The organism is Mesorhizobium sp. M4B.F.Ca.ET.089.01.1.1, from assembly GCF_004022605.1.
Taxonomy (GTDB): domain Bacteria; phylum Pseudomonadota; class Alphaproteobacteria; order Rhizobiales; family Rhizobiaceae; genus Mesorhizobium; species Mesorhizobium abyssinicae.
On sequence record NZ_RZOS01000025.1, the window covers coordinates 23,392 to 31,350 of the forward strand.

The 7,959-nt window shown below is 58.1% G+C and carries 6 protein-coding genes and 1 pseudogene; all 7 read right to left on the bottom strand.

The genetic code is table 11. The features are described from left to right. Positions 1-32: 32 nt before the first annotated feature. Positions 33-1,904, bottom strand: a complete 1,872-nt coding sequence (locus EN780_RS04650; protein ID WP_126080682.1) for an acyltransferase family protein — start codon at positions 1,902-1,904, stop codon at positions 33-35. 83 nt (positions 1,905-1,987) lie between these two features. Beyond that, complete coding sequence (locus EN780_RS04655) at positions 1,988-2,548, bottom strand: CpaD family pilus assembly lipoprotein (protein WP_063169261.1); 561 nt, start codon at positions 2,546-2,548, stop codon at positions 1,988-1,990. Positions 2,549-2,560: 12 nt separating this feature from the next. Next, on the bottom strand, positions 2,561-3,982 hold the full coding sequence (locus EN780_RS04660; RefSeq protein ID WP_050580548.1) for a type II and III secretion system protein family protein: 1,422 nt from the start codon (positions 3,980-3,982) through the stop codon (positions 2,561-2,563). Positions 3,983-4,053: 71 nt separating this feature from the next. After that, entirely contained in the window at positions 4,054-4,740 is a 687-nt protein-coding gene (locus EN780_RS04665; protein WP_024505585.1) for a response regulator transcription factor, read from the bottom strand. An 812-nt stretch (positions 4,741-5,552) separates the two neighbouring features. Beyond that, positions 5,553-5,721 (bottom strand): annotated as a pseudogene (locus tag EN780_RS40415) (transposase); the annotation flags it as partial. A 714-nt stretch (positions 5,722-6,435) separates the two neighbouring features. Further along, positions 6,436-7,470, bottom strand: coding sequence for an L-threonine 3-dehydrogenase (gene tdh, locus EN780_RS04675; RefSeq protein ID WP_126063920.1), 1,035 nt, complete (start codon positions 7,468-7,470; stop codon positions 6,436-6,438). A 65-nt stretch (positions 7,471-7,535) separates the two neighbouring features. Next, positions 7,536-7,959: PfkB family carbohydrate kinase (locus tag EN780_RS04680; protein ID WP_245499874.1), on the bottom strand; the 424-nt coding region annotated here is incomplete at its 5' end.

Consider the following 7,959-nt stretch of genomic DNA (forward strand, 5'->3'; position numbering starts at 1 on the left):
ACCCGTACTGGTGCTTGTCAGCCGCTGAGCCGCTACTTCGTCTTAGGAAGAGCATTGTCCTTGCCAAAAGCCGGCCAGTATTTCGAGATTGCCAGTGTGGCGCCGGCTGAAGAGAAATGACCATAGTCGAAATATAAAAACTCTCCTCTATCGGAATAGGCGCAGCGTCCTGCGCTGCACAGGAATTTCAGCGGATCGATGAATGTGGCGCCTTTGGTAAATGAGCGCACACGTTCGTTGATGTCGGGGTCCATCGCGATCGGCCAGGACGTATCGTCCAGATTTTGGCGCTTGGCGAAGAACGCAATTTTCCGGACGTCAGTTGGGAACTGCGGAGACTGGCCGATGACAAACACGCGCACGCCCAGGGCACGAAGCGTAGCGATTGTTTGCTGAAGACCGTCGAAACCTCTGACCTCATAGTCACTCCATCTACCGCTGAGGATAACCGTCTTGATGTCCGCTTCCAAGATGACGTCCAAGGCCTTGCGATTGAACCGGACACAATCAAGACGATCGTAAGGGTAGTAATAGAGTATCGGCGCGCAGCTGGCGTACGTATATTCAACGATGTTCGCCTGCAATCGATTTATGTTAGCACCCAAGCCGGAAACATAGTGCGCGGCGAAGGAGTCGCCCCACAAAAAAACCGTTGTTGGAAAACCGCTGGTGCGCGTGCAATCCTCCATATTCCAGCTTTCGATCCGGCTGGTGCCCTCGTTGAAACAGATGCCATTCCTCCAGTCCCCGACGGAAATGCGCCGCTGGACATAGTCCGGAAACCGTTGCGGAAAGCCATTGCCGAGCGCCCCCGCCGCTCCGCCGGCACAAAGGACAACGATCGCGAGCGCTGAAAAGGCGAAGATAGGCCCCGGGGAGGTGAAGGCCCTCTTCTGTCGAAACGGCTGCTCTACAAACTTCCAGGAGAATGCAGCCAATGCGAGGCTTGCCACCAACATCGCACCGGTCATCAACGGATCGAGTTTTTGGAACGAAAGATAGTGCGCGAACGCATTGAGAGGCCAGTGAACAAGATACAACGAATACGAGATGAGCCCAATCCAGACCAGCGGCCGGACTTCGAGCATGCGGGTGGCGACCGTCGAGGGGGTATTTTGGCCAACATAGATCAGAAGGGCCGTTCCGATGCATGGATACAAGGCGTTGTAGCCTGGGAACGGATCACTCGCCGAAATCGCGAAGAACCCGATGGCGAGAAGGCCAAATCCGGCCACCCCCACCGACTCCATCAGGAATCGGTTGCCCAGCGGCGAGGGGCATTTGAGCATGAGCAGGGCGCCCAACATGAGTTCCCAGATTCGGGTCGGCAGCAGATAGAATCCGGCGGTGGGTGCCAGCGATGTCGCCATCACCGCCACTACGAAGCTGCAGAGAATTATCGGAAGAAGTGTCGTCAGCCAGCGCTTCCCGATGTAGCGATAGATTAGGAACATCAGGATTGGTGCGAAGATGTAGTACTGCTCCGCTACGGAAAGCGGCCAAGTGTGCAACAGTGGTAGAAGCGCGGCATCGATAGAGAAGTAACTTGACGTTTTCCAGAAGAAAACGTTCGACCAGAAGGTCGAGGTAGCTATGATGCTAAGACTGAATCCGCGCAGATCCGGTGGCAGAAGAATGAACAATGCTGCAATGCAGGTGAGAAGCATCACAAAGACGAGCGCCGGCAGAATGCGCCGGGCACGGCGCCAGTAGAAGTTGACGATGGAAAATTGGCCGCGTTCAAGGTCATCCAGGAGGCTTCCGCTGGTTAGGTAGCCGGAGATGACGAAGAAGATATCGACCCCGCTAAAGCCACCCGGGATCGCCGAAATTCCGAAATGAAAGAGTACGACCGGAAGTACAGCAACGGCCCTAAGGCCCTCGATATAGCGCCTATATTGCATCCAGCGGTTCCTTTTATTTTAGATCAGGACGCGATTGGAAGCTTTCAATCTCCGGTAGGAGTGCTGCCGAGATAAGGGCGGTATCAGCCACCTTTATCCGTCCCGAATGTTCTGTAAGTTGCAACTGGTACAGAAGCACGATCGCCATCGCCGGCCTTGACGGCCTGATTGTCGAGCAGATCGCGCGGATCGTTGACCATCACGGCCAGGTTATGTCCTGTCGAACAACCAAGCGGCTGTTTGAAGGATTCTTCATTGGGTAAGGCACCATATGAGGGACAGACCGGCGGACGGGCGTGATAGACAATCGCCTCAATTCGCACTGAGCCGGCGTCGTGTTGATCGCGCAATTGAATGTTGTCTTCTTCGATTGCCAACTGCCTGGCCTGATGGGCTACCCCTGCGCTGAGCTGGGGCGAACCGCTGATGAGGAGGTGGATGGCATCGAACCGGCCGCGACTGGCCTTGTCTAGGAAAACACGCAAACGCTGCCGTTCGGAAGCGCGCAGGCTTTGCAACGTCAGGACGGTGGTCTCCTCTCGGACAAGCATTGGTGCCGATGGTTCGACATCAACTGGCGTAGTGCTTGTGCAGCCACTTACGCTTGGTGCCAGAGCGACAAAGAGGATTATAAAACGCAACATCTTTGGATGACACTATTCGATGATGAAGCCGAGACCGCCCTGGGCGCTTGGCGCGCCCGCACGGATAGCAGCGCGGTCTCGCGGGGGACTTGTCACGGAATTCGTCGGAGCGCCCCCTCCGTTCAAAGCCGGTGCCGCCCGCTCGGTCGGTGCGCTCATCTGGTTTGGGTTGGAGCCTGGTCTTACAATGTAAGGCGTAACTAGAATGACCAGTTCTGACTCCTCTTTTTGAAACGAGGTCGAGCGAAAAAGCGGTCCCAGGATCGGCAGTTCTCCGAGCCAGGGAAAGGCCCTGACATCATTGTTGACGTTCCGCCTGATTAGACCGCCGATTGCGAAGCTCTGGCCGCTGGCGAGTTCGACGACCGTATCGGCTCGGCGCGTGGAAACTGCCGGCACGGAAATTCCGTTGATTTGCACGGCACCTTGCGTCGACAGTTCACTGACTTCGGGCGTTACGTGAATGTTGATTTGATTGTTGCTGAGAACTGTCGGCACAAATTCCAGACTGACGCCGAAGTGACGGAATTCAACCGATACCTGCCTGTTTTCCTGCAGGACAGGAATGGGAAATTCGCCGCCCGCGAGAAAGCTGGCCTTTTCACCCGACATAGCGGTGAGGTTCGGCTCAGCCAGGACGGAAGCTATATGCTCCTTGGCGAGCGCGTCGAGAACCGCGCTGACGTTGACGGCACCGTTGTCGAATCCGATTTCTGCTGTACCGCCACCCTGGGTTGAACCAGACCCAGCGCTTGCAGCGCTTCCGCTTAGAACGCCCACTTTGAAATTGCCGATTTGACCGAAGGCGGACAAGTTGACGCCGAGTGACTTCATGGCGCTGCGTGAGACTTCGGCTACGCGCACGCTGAGGTTAACTTGCAGGGATCCAGCGACCTTGATGTTGTTGACGACTTGCGCTCCGTCGCCCAGATATTGCTCAGTGACTCTTTTTGCGGTGTCGGCGACCTCTGCGTCGGGCGCCGTCCCGCTAAGGATTGCGCCGCGCGGCGTATAGTTGACGCGGATGGGATAGTCGCCGACCTGCTCCCGCAACATGGCGCGTAAATCCCCGATCGGTTGCGTGACAACGATACGCAATTCGGCGAGAGGCTCGCCATTGCCATCCAAGGCGAATAGGCTGGTCCGCCCCGATTTCTTGCCAAAGACGAAGATTGTTTTGCTCGATGGCGCCTGAAAATCCGCGATCGTGGGGTCAGCAACAAAGATGGTCGTGGCTGGCGCGGGCAGATGAACGGTCTCCCCGAGCGAAGAGGAAAGGGTCAGCGTGGCGTTGATGCTATTCGAAGCCGCATGCGGCGGGCCTTTGTCCTGCTTGTTTTGCGCCGCGACACCAAGTGGGAAAGTCACAATAAGCGCGCAGAGGAGATGGCCCAGGTAACGGGGAACTGCAGGTCTTGTAACCTTGTTGGCGATCGCCCGCCAATTGAGCGCATGGCAAGGATGTTGAAGGATCAGCAAAATAGATCTTCTTTCGATTCGACAAACTATGCGGACGAGGCGTCAGTCAATTCTAGGATGTAACCAATGCCTCGGATGGTCTTGATCCGTGGCGTTGCACCTGATCTGGTCAGATGTCCCCGTAAACGATAAATTCCGACTTCAAGCGCGTTGGCAGACACGTCGTCGTTGAATGAATAGAGGTGATCTTCCAATTGCGCACGGGGCACGATGCGGCCTGCCCGGTTAAGCAGGTGCTCTAGAATACAGAGTTCGCGACGTGCGATCATCATTGGGTGCCCATCAACGAAAACCTGGCGGGCGACCGGATCAAAGTCGAGATTGCCAAATACGAGCCTCAGGTCGGTCATCTGTGTCGCCCGGCGCAGAATGGCTCTCATTCTGGCAATAAGCTCATCGGTAGAGATGGGTTTGAGCAGAAAGTCGTCCGCACCACCGTTGAAGATCGCAATTCGCTTATCGAGATCGTTAAGGCTGCTCATAATGACGGCAGGAACTGAATGCCCGTGGGTCCTCAACTGCCTCAGCCAACCCAAGCCATCGCCATCTGGCAGAGCCAATTCCAGCAGGAGAATTTCATAGCTGGCGCAAGAAAATGCACTCGAAGCCAGTTCCAGAGTACCAACGACATCAACGACGAAGCCGCCATCCCCGAGCGCAAGTCGCATGGCGCGCGCAAGATCCGCATGATGATCCACGAGCAGCGTTCGCATTTCATCTCCTCTCGAAGAGGGACGGCCCATCGAACGCGTCACCGGCGGCCATCTGATCGGAGCACACGGCGCGCAACTCGTCGCAGCTCTCGGAACTGGTCCGAGTCGGAGGGACATGCAAGTCGCTCGGTGGCAATAGGCGCGGGTGAGGACCAACTGACGGGCTCAAATACGCCGGTCGGCGAACCCACGAGGCCAGCAACCCGCGTGCGATTTCTCGTTGCATCATCTCTCCTACGTGCAGCCCCTGCGCTCGCAAGGCAGCGTCGCGGCTCAGAGCCCGATTCCCACAGAGGGTAGGGTTAGCTTTCGAGAAACTGATTGAACAAATCGATTATTTGGATCGAATGCATCCACGGTATGGATGCAGCGCACCATCTTCAACGACTGCGGCGTCCTGATGCACTGTTGTGTCTGTCGTGCTCTGCTTTTTTCGCTGTCCTTCAAGGCTGGCGAGCCTGGTGGAACCTGCGCGTCATTGGCTTGGTAGCTTGAATGCTCAACAACGGAGCGCCCTGCGCAAAGCCGCTCTCATTTCCAAAAAGCCTTGCAATCTGGTTGGAGCACTTCGCGCTCGACACCAAAATAGGCGAGGAAAACTGACGTCTGACAGGGATGTACATGCAACAGCCGATTTGCGGCACCAGCAAACGACCGCGTTCAGGCTGAAGATCGACGACCAACGGCTCCTCGATTTCCGCACCGACCGCTTTTACAAGCTCTTCCTGTGCGGGCGGATGCCGGCAAACAGCAGCACAGGGTCAGCGAAACCGGGAGCGGGCCTGCTTGATCGCCATGATCACATTGCCGCTGTCGCGCGTGCGGAGCGGAATGCAATCGGTCCAGCCGGCGGCAATCCGGTCAGCACCATCGTCTGCACGAAGCTCCCTGACGAAGACGTGCCCGAATGCGCTCAACAAAGCCGGGCGGCGGATCTTTCCAATCGCCGAAGGTGCGGGCTGGCACCGAGCGGCGAACTGCGAACTCATTCCTGCCCGGCGGCGCTGGCCGCCGCGAGCGTCGATGCGGACCCAGCCGCTCCGAATCCTCCCACAACACGATGAGCGCGTCGCGGACATCGCTGCCGTAACAGCGGCTGCGGCTCTTGCCCGCAGACGGCCTCTGCTCACGACGGTTCATAAGACGGATCGCGCGCTTGCGAATAATAGCCGGTTACCGCCTCGAACTCATCCAGAATGCGCCGCTTGTCAACGCCGCAATAAAGCTCCACGATCGCCGCTTCACCGTGTCGCCATGCTGAGCCGCGCCATCCTTCCCCCGAACCGGAATGGCACGACCTGTCCATCCCCTTTGGAACAGGACACTATTGGTAACATTTTGCTTGAGGCAATGCGGCTCGTTGCCTTCCTTTTCGCTGACCGGAAGGGTACCGGAAGTCGTCTATCGCATTTTACCCGCTGAAAGCGGCAACACCTCGACCTCAATCGCAGATCATAGGAAATAGACGATCGCGTCGGGGCCTCAGCATCGGTTCACCGGGTTTCCGTCATCGACTGAAGCGAATTGCCCCATCGACCGTCACCGGGTGGGCCGCGATACGTCGCCGTGTATGATTAGCGAGCGCACGTAGCGGAGCCATAGCTCTCCACCCAGCCATGTTCCCCTAGTTGGAAAATGTCCGGCGGACCAGAGGTGCTGTCGTCAGCTTTTCCTGAATAGCGGCCAAGGCAATCCCTACCAGTCCATCACCACCTTGCCGGAACTGCCGCTCTTCATCGCATCGAAACCGATCTGAAAATCGTCGATGCCGATGCGGTGGGTGATCAGGCCGGAGACATCCAGCGGACCCTGCACAAGCGCGATCATCTTGTACCAGGTTTCGAACATCTCGCGGCCGTAGATGCCTTTGAGATGCAGCATCTTGAAGATGACCTTGTTCCAGTCGATCTCGAAGCCGGTCGGCGCGATGCCCAGAATGGCGATCTTGCCGCCATTGTTCATGGTGTCGATCATGTCGCGGAAAGCGGGGGCGGCGCCTGACATTTCGAGCCCGACGTCGAACCCCTCGGTCATGCCGAGCACCGGCATGACGTCGCGCAGCTTCTCCTTCGAGGCGTCGACGACATGCTGGACGCCGAGTTTCTTGGCTAGCGCCAGCCGCACCGGGTTGATGTCAGTGATGACCACTTTGCGCGCGCCGACGCATTGGGCGACGAGCGCGCCCATGATGCCGATCGGCCCGGCGCCAGTCACCAGCACGTCCTCGCCGACCAGATCGAAGGACAATGCGGTGTGGACGGCATTGCCCAAGGGATCGAAGATCGCGGCAATCTCATCGGGCACATCGTCGGGGATCGGCACGACATTGTGCTGCGGGATCGCCAGATACTCGCCGAAGGCGCCTGGACGGTTGACGCCGACGCCGAGTGTGTTGCGGCACAGATGCCCTCGCCCGGCGCGACAGTTGCGGCAATGGCCGCAGACGATGTGGCCTTCGCCCAATACACGCTGGCCGACCTTGTATTCGGTGACCGCTGCGCCGAAATCGGCAACGGTGCCGACGAATTCATGGCCCGTCACCATCGGCACCGGCACCGTCTTCTGCGCCCACTGGTCCCAATTGTAGATGTGCACGTCGGTGCCGCAGATCGCCGTCTTCTTGATCTTGATCAGCACGTCGTTGGGGCCGATTTCCGGCACCGGCACCTCTTCCATCCAGATGCCCGGTTCGGCCTTGGCCTTCACAAGCGCCTTCATCATGTTCGACATCAGGATTTCCCTATTCCGTGATTGCGCTTCTGGCGAGATAGCCTGCACAACGGGAAGGTAGGCCACTAACTCGTTTGAACGTCCGGAATGGTCAGCCCCGCCTGCTCGGCCTCGCGGCGCAAATTCTGACGGGGCCTGGGGCCGATCTGCTGGATCACCAATCCGGCTGCCAGTGAGCCAAGGTCGCCGCAAGTCTGCAGGTCGCGGCCTTGCGTGTAGCCATGCAGGAAGCCGGCGGCATAGAGATCGCCGGCGCCCGTCGTGTCGACCAGTTCCTTGATGGCGGTCGCCTTGATCACCACGGTCTCGTCGCCGCGCACGATCACCGAGCCTTTTTCCGAGCGGGTGACGGCGGCGATCCGGCAATCCTTGCGGATCTGGGCCAGCGCCTCGTCGAACGACGATGTCTGGTAGAGCGACTTGATCTCGTGGCTGTTGGCAAAGACGATGTCGACCGTGCCCGAGCGCATCAGGTCGAGGAACTCGTCG

Bases quoted from the DNA above. Each gene is read 5' to 3' on its own strand.
- EN780_RS04655 (WP_063169261.1), bottom strand. From the start codon at position 2,548: ATGTTGCGTTTTATAATCCTCTTTGTCGCTCTGGCACCAAGCGTAAGT.
- tdh (WP_126063920.1), bottom strand. From the start codon at position 7,470: ATGTCGAACATGATGAAGGCGCTTGTGAAGGCCAAGGCCGAACCGGGC.
- EN780_RS04650 (WP_126080682.1), bottom strand. From the start codon at position 1,904: ATGCAATATAGGCGCTATATCGAGGGCCTTAGGGCCGTTGCTGTACTT.
- EN780_RS04665 (WP_024505585.1), bottom strand. From the start codon at position 4,740: ATGCGAACGCTGCTCGTGGATCATCATGCGGATCTTGCGCGCGCCATG.